Raw genomic sequence first — 15,297 nt, forward strand, 5'->3', positions numbered from 1 at the left:
CTGCCGGAGGCGGGAATGGCCGGGGTCTCTCCAGTTTGACGATCCTGATTCACACGCTTGCGGCGCATGCGCCGCGTCGGGCTGAACGCCATTCCTGCCGGAGGCGGGAATGGCCGGGGTCTTGCCAGTTTGACGATCCTGATTCACACGCTTGCGGCGCATGCGCCGCGTCGGGCTGAACGCCCTTTCCACCGGCAGGTGGAAAGGGCCGGGGTCTCGCCGGTTCGACGCCCCTGATTCACCAGCTTGCGGCGCATGCGCCGCGTCGGGCTGAACGCCATTCCTGCCGGAGGCGCGAATGGCCCGGCGGTGGAACCGGGGCCGCACTTGCGCCGTGCCGGCACGGCAAGCGGCAGCCGGCACCAGGAACGCTCGAGCTGTCGCCAACAAAAAGGGACGCCGAAGCGTCCCTTTCTTGTCGCAAGCCTTGCGGCTTACTTCAGCTTCTTCGCCGCATCCTTCAGCAGCTCGGCCTTGTCGGTCTTCTCCCACGAGAAGGCGGTGAAGGTTTCGCCGTTCAGCGTCACTTCGTAGGGCTTGCGGCCGAAGTGGCCGTAGCTGGCGGTGGCCTGGTACATCGGGTGGATCAGGTCGAGCATCTTGATGATGCCGCCCGGGCGCAGGTCGAAGTGGGTGCGGACCAGCTTTTCCAGCGCTTCGTCGCTGACCTTGCCGGTGCCGAAGCTGGTCACGAAGATCGAGGTCGGTTCGGCCACGCCGATGGCGTACGACACCTGCACTTCGACCTTCGAGGCGAGGCCGGCGGCGACCAGGTTCTTGGCGACGTAGCGGGCGGCGTAGGCGGCCGAGCGGTCGACCTTCGACGGGTCCTTGCCGGAGAACGCGCCGCCGCCATGACGGGCCCAGCCGCCGTAGCTGTCGACGATGATCTTGCGACCGGTCAGGCCGCAGTCGCCCACGGGTCCGCCGATCACGAAGTTGCCGGTCGGGTTGATGTGGAACTTGGTGGCCTTCGAGATCCACTTCTCCGGGATCACCGGCTTGATGATCGACTCCATGACCGCTTCACGCAGGTCCTTGAGCTTGATGTCCGGGCTGTGCTGGGTCGACAGCACCACGGCATCGACACCGACAGCGACGCCGTTCTCGTAGCGCAGCGTGACCTGCGACTTGGCGTCCGGGCGCAGCCAGGCGAGGCCGCCCTTCTTGGCCTTGCGGACCTTCGACTGCTGCTCGACCAGGCGATGGCTGTAGTAGATCGGCGCCGGCATCAGTTCCTTGGTTTCGTCGCAGGCGTAGCCGAACATCAGGCCCTGGTCGCCGGCGCCGATGTCTTCCGGAGCCTTTTCCTTCTTTTTGGTGCCGTCGACGCCCATCGCGATGTCGGGCGACTGCTTGCCGATGATGTTCAGGATGCCGCAGGTGGCGCCGTCGAAGCCGACGTCGGAGGAGTTGTAGCCGACATCGCTGATGACCTTGCGGACCAGCGCTTCGAGATCGACCCAGGCCGAGGTGGTGACTTCGCCGGCGACGATCGCGACGCCGGTCTTGACCAGCGTTTCGCAGGCGACGCGGGCGCGCTTGTCCTGCGCGAGGATGGCGTCAAGCACGGCATCCGAGATCTGGTCGGCCAGCTTGTCCGGGTGGCCTTCGGACACCGATTCGGAAGTGAAGAGATAGCTGCTCGTGGCTTGAGTCACTGCGGGTTCCTCGTGTGATCGGGTCATGCGGATAGGCAGATAGCGTAAAGCAAGCCCCAAGGGGCTGCACCTGACGGCCTGCGGGGGATCGCTGGCTACAATGCGGCGCGGTGGGCCGGGCTGCACGCCCCTGGCCGGCCGGCCCGCCTGCCTGAATCCGGAGAGTTCCGATGGTCCAGACCCCGTCGACGATGCTGCCGCTCGGTACCCGCGCTCCCGCGTTCGAGCTGCCGGACCCGGCCGCCGGCCTGCGGCGCTCGCTGTCGTCGCTGCGCGGTGGCAGCGGCACGGTGGTGATGTTCATCTGCAATCACTGCCCGTACGTGATCCATGTGAAGGCGGAACTGGCGCGGCTGGCGCAGGACTACCAGCCGCGGGGTTTCGGTTTCGTGGCGATCTCCAGCAACGACGTCGAGCACTACCCGCAGGATGCGCCGGCGCTGATGCGCGACTTCGCCGCCGCCGCCGGGTTCAGCTTCCCGTATCTGTATGACGAAACGCAGGACGTGGCCCGCGCCTACCAGGCTGCGTGCACGCCGGACTTCTTCGTCTTCGATGCCGACCTGCAGCTGGTCTATCGAGGCCAGCTCGACGATTCGCGGCCCGGCAATGGCAAGCCGGTGACCGGCCACGCGATGCGAGCGGCGTTCGACGCGCTGCTGGCCGGGCAGGCGATCGCCGCCGACCAGCAGCCGAGCGTCGGCTGCAATATCAAATGGAAGCGCGCCTGAAGCACGCCACCCGAAACGCCGCGATGCGCCCGAGGCGTGCCCGGCTTCGACTGCGCGATCTACGCCTTGACGCCGGTCGACGCGGTCACCGCCAAGACTGACGCCCCTACCCGCAGGAGCTGCCGATGACCGATACGACGCCGACCCTGCAATGCGACTACGCCGTGCTCGGCGGCGGCAGCGGCGGCATTGCCTCGGCGCGCCGCGCCGCCCAGTACGGCGCGAAGGTCGTGCTGATCGAGCCGGACCGCCTCGGCGGCACCTGCGTCAATGTCGGCTGCGTGCCGAAGAAGCTGATGTGGCATGCCGCGCAGATCGCCGGCGTGCTGGCCGACGCGGCGGGTTACGGCTTTTCGGTCGGGCCGCATCGCCACGACTGGGCGGCGCTGGTGGCGCGCCGCGAGGCCTACGTCCGCCGTCTCAACGGCATCTATCGCGACGGCCTGAACAAGGACGGCGTGCAGCTGCTGAACGGCTATGGCCGGCTGCTGCCGGATGGTCGCGTGGCCTGCGGCGACGTGCGGATCGCGGCCCGCCATGTGCTGATTGCCACCGGTGGCCGGCCGCGGGTGCCGACCGTGCCCGGCGCCGAGCTTGGCATCGACTCCAACGGCTTCTTCGCACTGAGCGAACGGCCGGCGTCGGTGGTGGTGGCCGGCGGCGGCTACATCGCGGTGGAACTGGCCGGCCTGCTCCAGGCGCTGGGCGCGGAGGTGACGCTGGTGGTGCGCGGAGAGCGTCTGCTGAATGCCTTCGACGCGATGCTGGGCGACGAGCTGCGGGCGGCCTGCAGCCACCACGGCATCACGCTGCGTTTCGGCCGCCAGGTCGCCTCGGTCACGAAGCCGGACGAGGCGCTGCGGATCGCGCTCGATGACGGCCAGGTGCTGCGCAGCGAGGCGCTGATCTGGGCCACCGGCCGCCAGGCCAATACCGAGGGGTTGGGGCTGGCCGAGGCTGGGGTCGCCGTCGACGCCACGGGGCATGTGATCGTCGACGAATGGCAGGACACCGGCCGGGCCGGGGTGCACGCGGTCGGCGATGTCTGTGGCCGGGTGCCGCTGACGCCGGTCGCGATCGCCGCCGGCCGGCGGCTGTCCGATCGCCTGTTCGGCGGCCAGAGCGATCGGCGCCTCGATTACCGCAACATCCCCAGCGTCGTGTTCAGCCATCCGCCGATCGGCACCGTCGGGCTCAGCGAGGCCGAGGCGATCGACTGTCACGGAACTGCAGCAGTCAAGGTTTACCGTACGCGATTCAAGGCCTTGTACTACGGTCTGCTCGAGGTGAAGCAGGACAGCGCGATGAAGCTGGTCTGCGTCGGCCCGGAAGAGCGGGTGGTGGGCGTCCACGTCATCGGTGTCGGCGCCGACGAGATGGTGCAGGGCTTCGCCGTCGCGGTCCGGATGGGGGCTACCAAGCGTGACTTCGACGACACGGTGGCGATCCATCCGAGCAGTGCGGAGGAGCTGGTGACGATGCGCTGAAGCGGGTCCGTCACCGCTGGCGGGGCCTTCGACGGGCCCGGTCAGAATGAAAAAAACTGACGTTAAACAAATGCTTCATGAGGGTTTGATGACCGGACGGGCTTGCTTGCTTATGGCGTCGGCACCTCAGTAGTATTCGCGCTTCCCCAGTTCGCCGCTCGCGTTGGTGCATCTTTTGCTGGCACCGCGCAGACGTTTCCGGCGTATCAGAAATCAATTTACGGAGTACCTCCCGTGGCAGCCAGTCTCATCAATTTTGCGGCCGAGGCCGCCGGTGCGATCAACCCGGCCGACCTGTCGATCATGACGCTCGTGTCGCACGCAGACCCGGTGGTCAAGGGCGTGCTGATCATCCTGGTGTTCTTCTCGTTCTGGTGCTGGACGGTGATGTTCGACAAGTTCATCGCCATGGCCAAGGCCAACGGCGCGATCGGCCGTCTCGAAGACAAGATCGAGACCGGCACGCTGGAAGACATCATCAATTACGAAGACGAGAAGAAGCACCCGCTGGCGCTGGTCGTCGAAGCCGGCAACAGCGAGTGGCGCGAAGGCTCGGGCGAGCACGCCCACGAAGCGCTGCACGAAGTGCGTGATCGCATCGAACACGCGATGCGCCTGGAGCTCTCCAACGAGATCCGCCGCCTGAACAAGGGCCTGCCGTTCCTGGCGACCGTGGGTTCGGCCGCGCCGTTCATCGGCTTGTTCGGCACCGTGTGGGGCATCATGAACACCTTCACCAGCATCGGCGCCAACCGCGACACCTCGCTGGCCACCGTTGCGCCGGGCATTGCCGAAGCGCTGATCGCCACCGGCATCGGTCTGGCGGCGGCGATCCCCGCGATCATGGCCTACAACAAGCTGTCGACCGACATGGGCCGCTACTCCGGCCGCGTCGGTACCGTCGTCGGCATCTATGCAGGCCGTCTCGCCAAGCGTTTCGCCCCGGCCGGCAAGGGCTGATCCCGTGGGCCTGAACGTCAAGGTCTCATCCGGGGACGGTGACGAAGGCGAAATGCCGCCTGTCGCGGAGATCAACATCACGCCGATGGTCGACGTGATGCTGGTGCTCCTGATCATCTTCATGGTCACCGCGCCGCTGATGCTGCCGCAATTGCCGATCACGCTGCCGAAGGCCTCTCTCGACGAGATGGGCAAGCCGCGTGATCCCCTCATCATCTCGATCGATACCGCGAGCGAGTACTTCATCAACAACGGCCCGCTGACCCAGCAGGTGCCCTACGAACAGCTTGGTCAGGCCTTGCGCGCGATTTCCGTGAAGCAGGCCGACAATCTCGTCTACATCCGCTCCGACAAGGGCGTGGAATACGGCAAGGTCGTCGAATTGATCAGTCTTGTCGGGGCATCCGGGTTCTACAAGGTCTCGTTGATGGCCGAAGCCCAGCAATAGGGCTGGAGCTATCCCCAGTGAGCAATCCGTCCAAGAAGGGCAAGAAATCGCTGAGCACGGCGATGGTCTTTTCGATCATCTTCCATGCGACGCTGATCCTGTACCTGATCAACCTAGTGCGCCCGACGGTGAACGTTGCGCCGACACCGAAGAAGCAGGTGATCGTCGAACTGGCACCGCCGCCTCCTCCGCCACCCCCACCACCGCCGCCTCCGCCCCCACCGGACAAGCCGCCTCCGCCGAAGCAGATCACGCCTCCGACGCCAACTCCGACGCCGCCGCCACCCGAGGTGGTGACGACGACGGCCGGGCCGGATACGCCGGTCACCGCGCCGCCGCCGGCACCGCCGGCGCCGCCAGCACCACCGGCTCCGCCGGCGCCCAGCGGTCCGAAGGTCGGCGTGCCGACCTCGTACTACAACACGCTGCAGGGCGTGATCCAGCAGAATGTGCAGTACCCGGCGAAGTCCCTGCGCAACGAGGAAGAAGGTGTCTGCAAGCTGCGGGTCCGGATCGACCGCGACGGCAACATCCTCGATGTCGTGCTCATCGACAAGTCGGGCTACACCGAGCTCGACAAGGAAGCACGGAACGTGTTCACCCGGATCGGCAAGTTCCCGCCGGTGCCGCCGTCGGTGAGCCCGGAGTACACCGAGTTCCTCGTCGAACTGCCGATCAACTTCACGCTTTCTGGCGGTTAAAAGCCGGCAGCTGTCGTCATTGGGTCCTAAAAAGCGGGGTTGGCGTCGCCAATCCCGCTTTTTGCGTGATCGGCCCCGGAGGCTGGCGGTAGAATGTCGAGATATCTCCCGGCCGAGAGTGCCGCGCCGGGCGGCCGATGCTCCGCTGTCCGCCCGGCAGTGCGTCGTCAACCCCAGCAAGGCGATCACCGACTCGAGAGGAAGATCATGGCTGTCAAAGTGGGTATCAACGGTTTTGGCCGCATTGGCCGCAACGTGCTGCGCGCTGCGGTGCAGAACTTCAGCGACATCGAAATCGTCGCGATCAACGATCTGCTCGAGCCGGACTACCTCGCCTACATGCTCCGCTACGACTCGGTGCACGGCCGCTTCAAGGGTGAAGTGTCGATCGATGGCGGCCACCTGGTCGTCAACGGCAAGAAGATCCGCCTGACCCAGGAACGCGATCCGGCCAACCTGAAGTGGAACGAAGTCGGCGCCGACGTCGTCATCGAGTCGACCGGCCTGTTCCTCGACAAGGTCACCGCCCAGAAGCACCTCGACGCCGGTGCGCCGAAGGTGGTGCTGTCGGCCCCGAGCAAGGACGACACGCCGATGTTCGTCTACGGCGTCAACCACAAGACCTACGCCGGCCAGGCGGTGATCTCCAACGCCTCGTGCACCACCAACTGCCTGGCGCCGCTGGCCAAGGTGATCAACGACAAGTGGGGCATCAAGCGCGGCCTGATGACCACGGTGCACGCGGCCACGGCGACCCAGAAGACGGTCGACGGTCCGAGCAACAAGGACTGGCGCGGTGGCCGCGGCATCCTGGAAAACATCATTCCGTCGTCGACCGGTGCGGCCAAGGCCGTCGGCGTGGTGATTCCGGAACTGAACAAGAAGCTGACCGGCATGGCCTTCCGCGTGCCGACTTCGGACGTTTCGGTCGTCGATCTGACCGCTGAACTCAGCACCCCGGCGACGATGGCCGAGATCTGTGCCGAACTGAAGGCGCAGAGCGAAGGCGCGCTGAAGGGCATCCTCGGCTACACCGAAGACAAGGTGGTGGCGACCGATTTCCGCGGTGACGCCCGCACCTCGATCTTCGACGCCGAGGCCAGCATCGCCCTCGACCCGACCTTCGTGAAGCTGGTCAGCTGGTACGACAACGAGTGGGGCTACTCCAACAAGTGCCTCGAAATGGCCCGCGTGGTCGCTGGCAAGTAAGCCAGCCCTCGCGCCCAGCACGGCAGGCCGAACGGGGAACCGGGAATCGTCACGCGATTTCCGGTTCCCTTTTCTTTTGCCCGACGATTCCTGCTTTCCCGCTGCTGAACCCCGGATTCCGATCATGAAATTCAAGAAGCTCGCCGATCTCGACCTCAAGAACCAGCGCGTGTTCATCCGCGCCGATCTCAACGTGCCGCAGGACGATGCCGGCAACATCACCGAGGACACCCGCGTCCGCGCGTCGATTCCCGGCATCCAGCTGGCGCTGGCCAAGGGCGCGGCGGTGATGGTCACCTCGCACCTGGGCCGTCCGACCGAAGGCGAATTCAAGCCGGCCGACACGCTGGCGCCGATCGCCGCGCGGATGGGCGAGCTGCTGGGCCAGCCGGTCAAGCTGGTGCAGAACTGGGTCGACGGCGGCTTCACCGTTGCCCCGGGCGAGGTCGTGCTGCTCGAGAACTGCCGCGTCAACAAGGGCGAGAAGAAGAACAGTGACGAGCTGGCCACCAAGATGGCCGCGCTCTGCGATGTCTATGTCAACGATGCCTTCGGCACCGCGCATCGCGCCGAAGCCACCACCCATGCGCTGGCGCTGAAGGCCAAGGTGGCCTGCGCCGGGCCGCTGGTGGCGGCGGAACTGGAAGCGCTCGGCGCCGCGCTCGGCAATCCGAAGCGGCCGCTGGTGGCGATCGTCGGCGGCTCCAAGGTGTCGACCAAACTGACCATCCTCGATGCGCTCGCCGACAAGGTCGACCAGCTGGTGGTCGGTGGCGGCATCGCCAACACCTTCATGCTGGCGGCCGGGCTGTCGATCGGCAAATCGCTGGCCGAAGCCGATCTGGTGCCGGAAGCCAAGCGGATCATCGACAAGCTGAAGGCGCGCGGCGCCTCGGTGCCGATTCCGACCGATGTGGTGACGGCCAAGGCGTTCTCGCCGACCGCCGAAGCCACGGTCAAGAAGGCGACCGAGGTGGCGGCCGATGACCTGATCCTGGACATCGGACCGGATACCGCCAAGCAGCTGGCCGACATCATGGTCAGCGCCGGCACCATCGTCTGGAACGGCCCGCTCGGCGTGTTCGAGTTCGACCAGTTCGCGAACGGCACGAAGCTGCTGTCGGAAGCGATCGCGAAGTCCTCGGCCCTGTCGATCGCCGGCGGCGGCGACACGGTGGCGGCGATCGCCAAGTTCGGCATCGGCGAGCAGGTCGGCTACATCTCGACCGCAGGCGGCGCCTTCCTCGAGTTCCTCGAAGGCAAGACCTTGCCGGCGGTGGCGGCGCTCGAAGCGCGCGCCGAGGGCTGAAGCCCCCGCGCAACGAATAGGCGGCGACCGGACATCCCGGTCGCCGCCTATTCGTTGTAGCCGGTGCTACTGCTTGTTGGTCGACGAGAACTTTGAATTGATCTCGGCGATGTAGGCATTGGCTTCGGCCACTGCCTTGTTGGCGGCCTCGGCGTGGGCGTTGGCGGCCGCCGTGTTGACGGTGACGTAGTTCTTCACGCAGGCCTGATAGTTGTTCAGCGCGGCGTTGAAGGCATCGGCTTCCTTCTGCGACGCGAAGGCCTTGGCCACCGGCGGTTGCACGCAGGCATGGGCCGGCGGCGCCGGGAACGGTTGCAGCTCGGTGAACGGGGTGAAAGTCACCAGGTTCGCCGGTGCCGAATCGGCCGGCTTCTCGCGCGGCTTGATGCGCGAGGCGCTGTCGCCGGACTGCGCGAAGGCAAGGGCAGGCGTCAGCAGCAGCGCGAACATCAGCTTGTTCATGTCGGGTTTCCTCAGCCGCAGCGCGGCTTGTCTGGGGGTCAGCCACGATCCTAGCAAAGCCTTCGTCGGGGCGGCCGCGCAGGTCGTTCGGCTAAACTTCCAACACACTTTTCCCTTATTCCGGATGGGCTTCCATGCGCTTCGAAGGTACGCAGGATTACGTTTCGACCGATGACCTGACGCTTGCCGTCAACGCCGCAGTGACGCTGCAGCGGCCGCTGCTGGTGAAGGGCGAGCCGGGCACCGGCAAGACCCGGCTGGCGATCGAGGTCGCGAAGTCGCTGGGCATGCCGTACTTCGAGTGGCATGTGAAATCGACCACCAAGGCCCAGCAGGGCCTGTACGAATACGACGCGGTGTCGCGCCTGCGCGATTCCCAGCTGGGCGATTCGCGGGTCAAGGACATCGCCAACTACATCGTCAAGGGCAAGCTCTGGGAGTGCTTCGAGTCCGAGACGACGCCGGTGCTGCTGATCGACGAGATCGACAAGGCCGACATCGAATTCCCGAACGACCTGCTCCGCGAGCTGGACCAGATGGAGTTCTACGTCTACGAGACCAAACAGCTCGTCAAGGCGAAGAACCGGCCGGTGATCATCATCACCTCGAACAACGAGAAGGAACTGCCGGACGCCTTCCTGCGCCGCTGCTTCTTCCACTACATCCGCTTCCCGGACAAGGACACGATGCAGAAGATCGTCGATGTCCATCACCCGGACATCAAGAAGAACCTGCTCAAGGAAGCGATGGAAGCCTTCTTCGGCCTGCGCGAGCTGCCGGGGCTGAAGAAGAAGCCGAGCACGTCCGAGCTGCTTGACTGGCTGAAGCTGCTGATGGCCGAGGACATCGACCCGGCCGCGCTGCGCGAGACCAGCGTCAAGAAGAGCCTGCCACCGCTGTATGGCGCGCTGCTGAAGAACGAGCAGGACGTGCACCTGTTCGAGCGCATCGCCTTCATGGCCCGGCGTTCCAGCTGAACAAGCCGACGGGGCGGCCTGAAGCTTCAGGCCGTTTCCGGCTCCAGCAGCTGTTCGAGCCGTAGCAGCGTCGGGCCGCGTACCACGTCGGCGACGCTGTATTTCTTCAGCCCGTCGATGAACGCGCGCTCGGCGCGGTCGAGCACGCCTTTCAGCAGGCAGGCGCCGTTCAGCGCGCAGGGGCCGCGTGCGCAGTCGGCCATGTGGCCGCTGCCTTCCATCGCTTCGACGATCTCGCCGATCGACAGCGACTCCGGCGGCCGCGCCAGACGCAGGCCGCCGCTGCGGCCGCTGATCGATTCGATGTAGCCGAACTTGCGCAGTCCTTGCGCCACCTTGTGCATGTGATGCATCGAGACCTCGTACTTCTTGGCGATGCTCGACACGCTGACCGGCTTGCCGTCGCGGGTGCCAGCGAGATAGACGAGCAGCCGCAGGGAGTAGTCGGTATAGAGAGAGAGTCTCACGCAAGGCTCCATTCGATTGCGGCGAAGCTTAGCGCCAAAGAAAGCGACGACAAGGGTGCTCCTGATTTCTCCTAAACATGGCATTTGATTTGCTATCTTTAAATCGAAAGTCGCCGCCAGGAGCTGCTCATGACCTCACGAAAACCGGCCGCGCGCATCGCCGTGATGCACGACGCTTCGAAGCCCCTGCAGGCGCTGACCGATGCGCTGCAGGCAGACGCCCATTGCGTGGTCGGCTGCCTGCCGATGAGCGACGAGGCGCCCGCTTCGCTGTCGATGCTGCGCCCGGATCTGGTGATGGTCTGCGTCGACGTGCCCACCGACGACACGCTGGCGGTGATCGGCCGCTCGCAGTGCGCGCACCCGCGGCCAATGGCGCTGATTGCCGAACGCAACGACCCACGCCTGACGCGCCGGGTGATCTGCAGCGGCGTCAGCGACTACGTGGTCGGCGCGCTCGACCGGGTCTCGCTCGGTGCCGTGTTCGAGGTCGCGGTCACCCGGTTCGAGTGGCAGCAGCAGTTGCAGAAATCCCTGCACGACGCCCGTACCCGGCTTGCCGACCAGCGCGACATCGGCCGCGCCAAGGGCCTGCTGATGAAGCGTCGCGAACTCGACGAGGAGCAGGCCTACCAGCTGCTGCGCTCGATGGCGATGCGGCGCAAGCAGCCGATCGGCGAGCTGTCGCGTCAGCTGCTCGAAGCGGCGCTGGCGATCTGAAGCGGCCGACCGGCGTGTCGACCGGCGGCTTGACTGGCTGCAGGGCGTCCCCAAATTCAGAAAATCGGCAGCTGATGCCGATCGCCCACGCGTCCGTCCAAGTCTCCGTCCACGTTTCCGGGAGAGCCGCATGCTGAACCGCCTTTCCGCACTGCTGATGATCGCCGCCACGCTGGTGCTGTCCGGCTGTGGCTACAACACGCTGCAATCGCAGGATGAGCAGATCAAGTCGGCCTGGGCCGAAGTGCTGAACCAGTACCAGCGACGCGCCGATCTGGTGCCCAACCTGGTGTCGACGGTGAAGGGCTTCGCCGCGCAGGAAAAGGATGTGCTGCTCGGCGTCACCGAGGCGCGCGCCAAGGTGGGCGGCATCAACGCGACGCCGGAACTGCTGAACGATCCGGCGGCGTTCCAGAAATTCACCCAGGCGCAGGGCGAACTGAGCGGCGCGCTGTCGCGACTGCTAGTGGTCACCGAGAACTATCCGCAGCTTAAGTCCGACGGTCTGTTCCGCGATCTTCAGGCGCAGCTCGAAGGCACCGAGAACCGCATCACCGTGGCCCGCAAGCGCTACATCGATGCGGTGGCCGCCTACAACATCACCGTGCGCAGCTTCCCGACCAACCTGACCGCGATGGCCACGGGAGCGAAGACCAAGCCGAGCTTCGAGGTCGAGAACGAGAAAGCGATTTCCAGCGCGCCGAAGGTTGATTTCGGCGCCAGCCCGGCGCCGGCGCCGGCACCCTGATCGGCGCGCTCGCCATCGCCAGCTGCGCGCTGCCGATGATCATCTGGACCGGGTGGAGGCCGCTGCTGGCCGCTGCGCTGCTGTTGGTCGGCGGCGCGGCGCGGGCCCAGGCTCCGGTGCCGCCGCTGACGGCGCGGGTCATCGACCAGACCGGCACCTTGGCGCCCGCCGATGCGGCGGCGCTGACGGCGAAGCTCGCCGCGCTTGAAGCGGAGAAGGGCAGCCAGATCGCCGTGCTGATCGTCGCCAGCACCGAGCCGGAGACCATCGAGCAGTACGGCATCCGCGTGGCCGAGGCCTGGAAGCTGGGCCGCAAGGGCGTCGATGACGGCGCCATCCTGATCGTTGCCAAGGACGACCGGAAGCTGCGCATCGAGGTCGGCTACGGGCTCGAAGGCGCACTGCCGGATGCCATCGCCAAGCGCATCGTCCGCGAGGACATCGCCCCGCAATTCCGCAGCGGCGACTACGCCGGCGGCATCAATGCCGGCATCGACCGGATGATCGCCGTGGTCAACGGCGAAGCGCTGCCGGCGCCGAAACCCGGCCGTGGCGCCTCGGGGTCATCAAAGCATCCGCCGCTGGAACTGCTGTTCGTCGCCTTCATCATCGTCTGGGGGCTGATGAGTGCGGTCCGTCGCGTGCTCGGCACTGGCATCGCCTCGTTGGGCGTCGGCGGCATCCTCGGCTTCATCGGCACGCTGGTGCTGGCCTCGCTGGCGGCCGGTGTGGTGATCGCCATCGTGGCCGCCATCTTCGCGGCCATCGCCTGGAGCAGTGGTGGCCGCCGCGGTGGTGGCGGTTTCTACGGCGGCGGCTTCGGGGGCGGCGGGGGCTTGGGCGGCGGTGGCGGTTTCAGCGGTGGTGGCGGCGGTTTCGGCGGCGGCGGTGCTTCGGGAGACTGGTGAGATGCCCTCTACATCCCATCCGCTGGTCCGCTGGTTCCGGCATCTGTCGACCGGCACGCTGACGGTGCGTCGCGCCTTCCCGCCGACGGTGATGGCGCGCATCACCGAGGCCGTCCGCAGCTGCGAACGTCGCCATGCCGGCGAGATCCGCTTCGTCATCGAGGCAGCGCTCGAACCGCGCGAGCTGTGGTCCGGCCTGACGCCGCGTGAACGGGCACTCGAGGTGTTCTCGCGCCTGCGGGTCTGGGACACCGAACACAACAACGGCGTGCTGATCTACCTGCTGTACGCCGACCACGCGGTCGAGATCGTCGCCGATCGCGGCGTCGGCGATGGCCGCGTCGATCCGGCCGAATGGCAGCTCGCCTGCCGGCGCATGCGCGAGCACTTCCGCGCCGGCCGCTACGCCGACGGCGCGATCGCCGGCATCGAAACGGTGGCCGACGTGCTGGCCCGCCACGAATCCGGCCGGCCGGACGCTGGCAACGAACTGCCGGATGCGCCGCTGATCCTGCGGTAGCGGCTACGGCACTACGACATCGGCCTCCAGCACCCGCCACAGATACCAGCTGCCGACCGAGCGATACGGCGCCCAGCAGGCGACGCGCGCCAGGGATTCGGCGTCGTCGAGCTTGGCTCCGCTGTTGTGCAGGCGGTTCAGGCCATTGCGCAGGCCGACATCGCCGAGCGAAAAGATGTCGAGCCGGTCGAGCGCGAAGATCAGGAACATCTCGGCCGTCCAGCGGCCGATGCCGGGCAGGGCGTCGAGCACCTCGATCGCCGCCTCGTCATCAAGCTTCTTCAGCGTCGCGAAATCGAGCCGCCCGTCGGACTTGGCTTCGGCCAGCGCCCGCAGCCATTTGGCCTTGGCGTTCGACAGCCCGCAGCTGCGCAGTGCGTCGTGATCGGCGGCCAGGAAGTGATCCGGCAGGAAGCGCTTGCCGGCGCCGGTCAGCGCCGCGACCCGGGCCTGGATGGTGTCGGCGGCCTTGATCGATAGCTGCTGGCCGATGATCGAGCTGCACAGCACGTGGAACGGATCGCGACGGCGACTGCCGATGGTGCATGGGCCGTGACGGTCGATCAGCCGGGCGAGGCGGGGATCGGCGGCGCGCAGATGCGCTTCGGCGGCGCGCATCGTGTCGGGTTTGATCATGGTGGCGGCAGGGCAGGCGAGTGGTGACGGTAGAATGCCGCAGAACCCTTTTCGCCCCGACTGCCATGCTTTTCGGATTCTTCCTGACCCTGCGTGCCGCCGGCCTCAAGCCGGGCCTCGGCGAGTTCCTGACCCTGCTCGAAGCGCTGAAGAAGCACGTCGTCGTCTATTCGATCGACGACTTCTACCTGTTGGCGCGGATGACGCTGGTCAAGGACGAAAGCCAGTACGACCGCTACGACCGTGCCTTCGCCGCCTACTTCAAGGGCGTGGAATCGATGTTCGACCTGCTCGGCGGCGCGATTCCGGACGAATGGCTGCGGCGCGAGATGGAAAAGCTGCTGAGCGACGAGGAGAAGGCCAAGATCGCCTCGCTCGGCGGTTTCGAGGAATTGATGGAAACGCTGAAGAAGCGGCTTGAGGAACAGAAGGAGCGCCACCAGGGCGGCAACAAGTGGATCGGTACCGGCGGGACCTCGCCGTTCGGCAATTCCGGCTTCAATCCGGAAGGTGTGCGGATCGGCGGCGAAGGCGGCCAGAAGCGCGCCGCCAAGGTTTGGGAGAAGCGCGAGTTCAAGAATCTCGACGATCAGGTCGAACTCGGCACCCGCAACATCAAGGTGGCGCTGCGCAAGCTGCGCAAGTTCGCGCGCCAGGGTTCGCCGGACGTGCTCGACATCGATGACACCATTTCCTCGACCGCCCGCAACGCCGGCTGGCTCGACATCAAGATGGTGCCGGAGCGCCACAATGCGGTGAAGGTGCTGCTGTTCCTCGACGTCGGCGGCTCGATGGACCCGCATGTGAAGGTCTGCGAGGAACTGTTCTCGGCCGCCAAGACCGAGTTCAAGCACCTGGAGTACTACTACTTCCACAACTTCATCTACGAATCGGTCTGGAAGGACAACCGCCGCCGCCACGCCGAGCGCATCCCGCTGTTCGACGTGCTGCGCAAGTACACGCCGGACTACAAGGTGATCTTCGTCGGCGACGCGACGATGAGCCCGTACGAGATTCTCTATCCGGGTGGCAGCGTCGAACACTGGAACGAGGAAGCTGGCGCGGTCTGGTTCAAGCGGCTGCTCGATGCCTATCCGCGCACCGTCTGGCTGAACCCCGAGCACGAGGAGCGCTGGCAGTACACGCCGTCGATCACCGCCGCGCTGGAACTGATGGGGCAGGACCGGATGTTCTCGCTGACGCTGTCTGGGCTCGACAAGGCGATCAAGCGGCTGAGCCATTGAGCGGTCGATCTGCTGCGCTGAAGATCGGCGGCCGAAATTCAACGGTTTCCGAGTCTTCCGTCGCCACCTATAGTCGCTGCTCGCTGCATCCTCGCAGCGCATAAAACGG

Annotated in this window: 17 protein-coding genes; 13 read left to right on the forward strand and 4 right to left on the reverse strand. The window is 66.1% G+C overall.

Annotated elements, in window-relative coordinates; all coding sequences use genetic code 11:
* Positions 1–434: 434 nt before the first annotated feature.
* Complete coding sequence (metK, locus tag ACTIGJ_RS16170; protein ID WP_439641351.1) at positions 435–1,661, reverse strand: methionine adenosyltransferase; 1,227 nt, start codon at positions 1,659–1,661, stop codon at positions 435–437.
* Between the two features lie 170 nt (positions 1,662–1,831).
* On the opposite strand from metK, the gene ACTIGJ_RS16175 reads away from it, so the two are divergent.
* The 7 genes from ACTIGJ_RS16175 to ACTIGJ_RS16205 all read left to right on the forward strand — a co-directional run bounded on the left by ACTIGJ_RS16175 (position 1,832) and on the right by ACTIGJ_RS16205 (position 8,506).
* A complete protein-coding gene (locus tag ACTIGJ_RS16175) occupies positions 1,832–2,392 on the forward strand; it encodes a thioredoxin family protein (RefSeq protein ID WP_439641352.1) in 561 nt (186 codons plus the stop codon).
* Positions 2,393–2,517: 125 nt separating this feature from the next.
* Positions 2,518–3,879 (forward strand): glutathione-disulfide reductase, encoded by a 1,362-nt coding sequence (gorA, locus tag ACTIGJ_RS16180; RefSeq protein WP_439641353.1) that lies wholly within the window; start codon positions 2,518–2,520, stop codon positions 3,877–3,879.
* A gap of 234 nt (positions 3,880–4,113) precedes the next feature.
* On the forward strand, positions 4,114–4,839 hold the full coding sequence (locus ACTIGJ_RS16185; protein WP_439641354.1) for a MotA/TolQ/ExbB proton channel family protein: 726 nt from the start codon (positions 4,114–4,116) through the stop codon (positions 4,837–4,839).
* 4 nt (positions 4,840–4,843) lie between these two features.
* Positions 4,844–5,287 carry an ExbD/TolR family protein gene (locus ACTIGJ_RS16190; protein WP_439641355.1) on the forward strand — a complete coding sequence of 148 codons (444 nt, stop codon included), beginning with the start codon at positions 4,844–4,846 and terminating at the stop codon, positions 5,285–5,287.
* 17 nt (positions 5,288–5,304) lie between these two features.
* The gene (locus tag ACTIGJ_RS16195) at positions 5,305–5,988 is read left to right on the forward strand and encodes an energy transducer TonB (protein ID WP_439641356.1); all 684 of its coding nucleotides are present in this window, start codon (positions 5,305–5,307) and stop codon (positions 5,986–5,988) included.
* Positions 5,989–6,195: 207 nt separating this feature from the next.
* Complete coding sequence (gene gap / locus ACTIGJ_RS16200; RefSeq protein ID WP_439641357.1) at positions 6,196–7,197, forward strand: type I glyceraldehyde-3-phosphate dehydrogenase; 1,002 nt, start codon at positions 6,196–6,198, stop codon at positions 7,195–7,197.
* Between the two features lie 124 nt (positions 7,198–7,321).
* Entirely contained in the window at positions 7,322–8,506 is a 1,185-nt protein-coding gene (locus ACTIGJ_RS16205) for a phosphoglycerate kinase (RefSeq protein ID WP_439641358.1), read from the forward strand.
* A gap of 66 nt (positions 8,507–8,572) precedes the next feature.
* On the opposite strand, the gene ACTIGJ_RS16210 is transcribed toward ACTIGJ_RS16205, so the two are convergent.
* Positions 8,573–8,968, reverse strand: coding sequence for a hypothetical protein (locus ACTIGJ_RS16210; protein WP_439641359.1), 396 nt, complete (start codon positions 8,966–8,968; stop codon positions 8,573–8,575).
* Between the two features lie 134 nt (positions 8,969–9,102).
* On the opposite strand from ACTIGJ_RS16210, the gene ACTIGJ_RS16215 reads away from it, so the two are divergent.
* Positions 9,103–9,945: an AAA family ATPase gene (locus ACTIGJ_RS16215; protein WP_439641360.1), complete on the forward strand. Its 843-nt coding sequence runs from the start codon at positions 9,103–9,105 to the stop codon at positions 9,943–9,945.
* A gap of 26 nt (positions 9,946–9,971) precedes the next feature.
* On the opposite strand, the gene ACTIGJ_RS16220 is transcribed toward ACTIGJ_RS16215, so the two are convergent.
* Positions 9,972–10,412 (reverse strand): RrF2 family transcriptional regulator, encoded by a 441-nt coding sequence (locus tag ACTIGJ_RS16220; RefSeq protein ID WP_439641361.1) that lies wholly within the window; start codon positions 10,410–10,412, stop codon positions 9,972–9,974.
* Between the two features lie 129 nt (positions 10,413–10,541).
* Here ACTIGJ_RS16220 and ACTIGJ_RS16225 point away from each other — a divergent pair, with 129 nt between their 5' ends.
* From ACTIGJ_RS16225 to ACTIGJ_RS16240, 4 genes are all read left to right on the forward strand, one after another.
* Positions 10,542–11,132, forward strand: a complete 591-nt coding sequence (locus ACTIGJ_RS16225) for an ANTAR domain-containing response regulator (RefSeq protein ID WP_439641362.1) — start codon at positions 10,542–10,544, stop codon at positions 11,130–11,132.
* A 130-nt stretch (positions 11,133–11,262) separates the two neighbouring features.
* Complete coding sequence (locus tag ACTIGJ_RS16230) at positions 11,263–11,880, forward strand: LemA family protein (RefSeq protein WP_439641363.1); 618 nt, start codon at positions 11,263–11,265, stop codon at positions 11,878–11,880.
* Between the two features lie 35 nt (positions 11,881–11,915).
* Positions 11,916–12,788 carry a TPM domain-containing protein gene (locus tag ACTIGJ_RS16235; RefSeq protein WP_439641364.1) on the forward strand — a complete coding sequence of 291 codons (873 nt, stop codon included), beginning with the start codon at positions 11,916–11,918 and terminating at the stop codon, positions 12,786–12,788.
* Position 12,789: 1 nt separating this feature from the next.
* Positions 12,790–13,308: a TPM domain-containing protein gene (locus ACTIGJ_RS16240; RefSeq protein ID WP_439641365.1), complete on the forward strand. Its 519-nt coding sequence runs from the start codon at positions 12,790–12,792 to the stop codon at positions 13,306–13,308.
* A gap of 3 nt (positions 13,309–13,311) precedes the next feature.
* On the opposite strand, the gene ACTIGJ_RS16245 is transcribed toward ACTIGJ_RS16240, so the two are convergent.
* Entirely contained in the window at positions 13,312–13,944 is a 633-nt protein-coding gene (locus ACTIGJ_RS16245) for a DNA-3-methyladenine glycosylase family protein (RefSeq protein WP_439641366.1), read from the reverse strand.
* A gap of 65 nt (positions 13,945–14,009) precedes the next feature.
* On the opposite strand from ACTIGJ_RS16245, the gene ACTIGJ_RS16250 reads away from it, so the two are divergent.
* Positions 14,010–15,188, forward strand: a complete 1,179-nt coding sequence (locus ACTIGJ_RS16250; RefSeq protein WP_439641367.1) for a vWA domain-containing protein — start codon at positions 14,010–14,012, stop codon at positions 15,186–15,188.
* Positions 15,189–15,297: the final 109 nt, after the last annotated feature.

The sequence above is a fragment of the Nevskia sp. genome (genome assembly GCF_051860985.1).
Lineage (GTDB): Bacteria > Pseudomonadota > Gammaproteobacteria > Nevskiales > Nevskiaceae > Nevskia.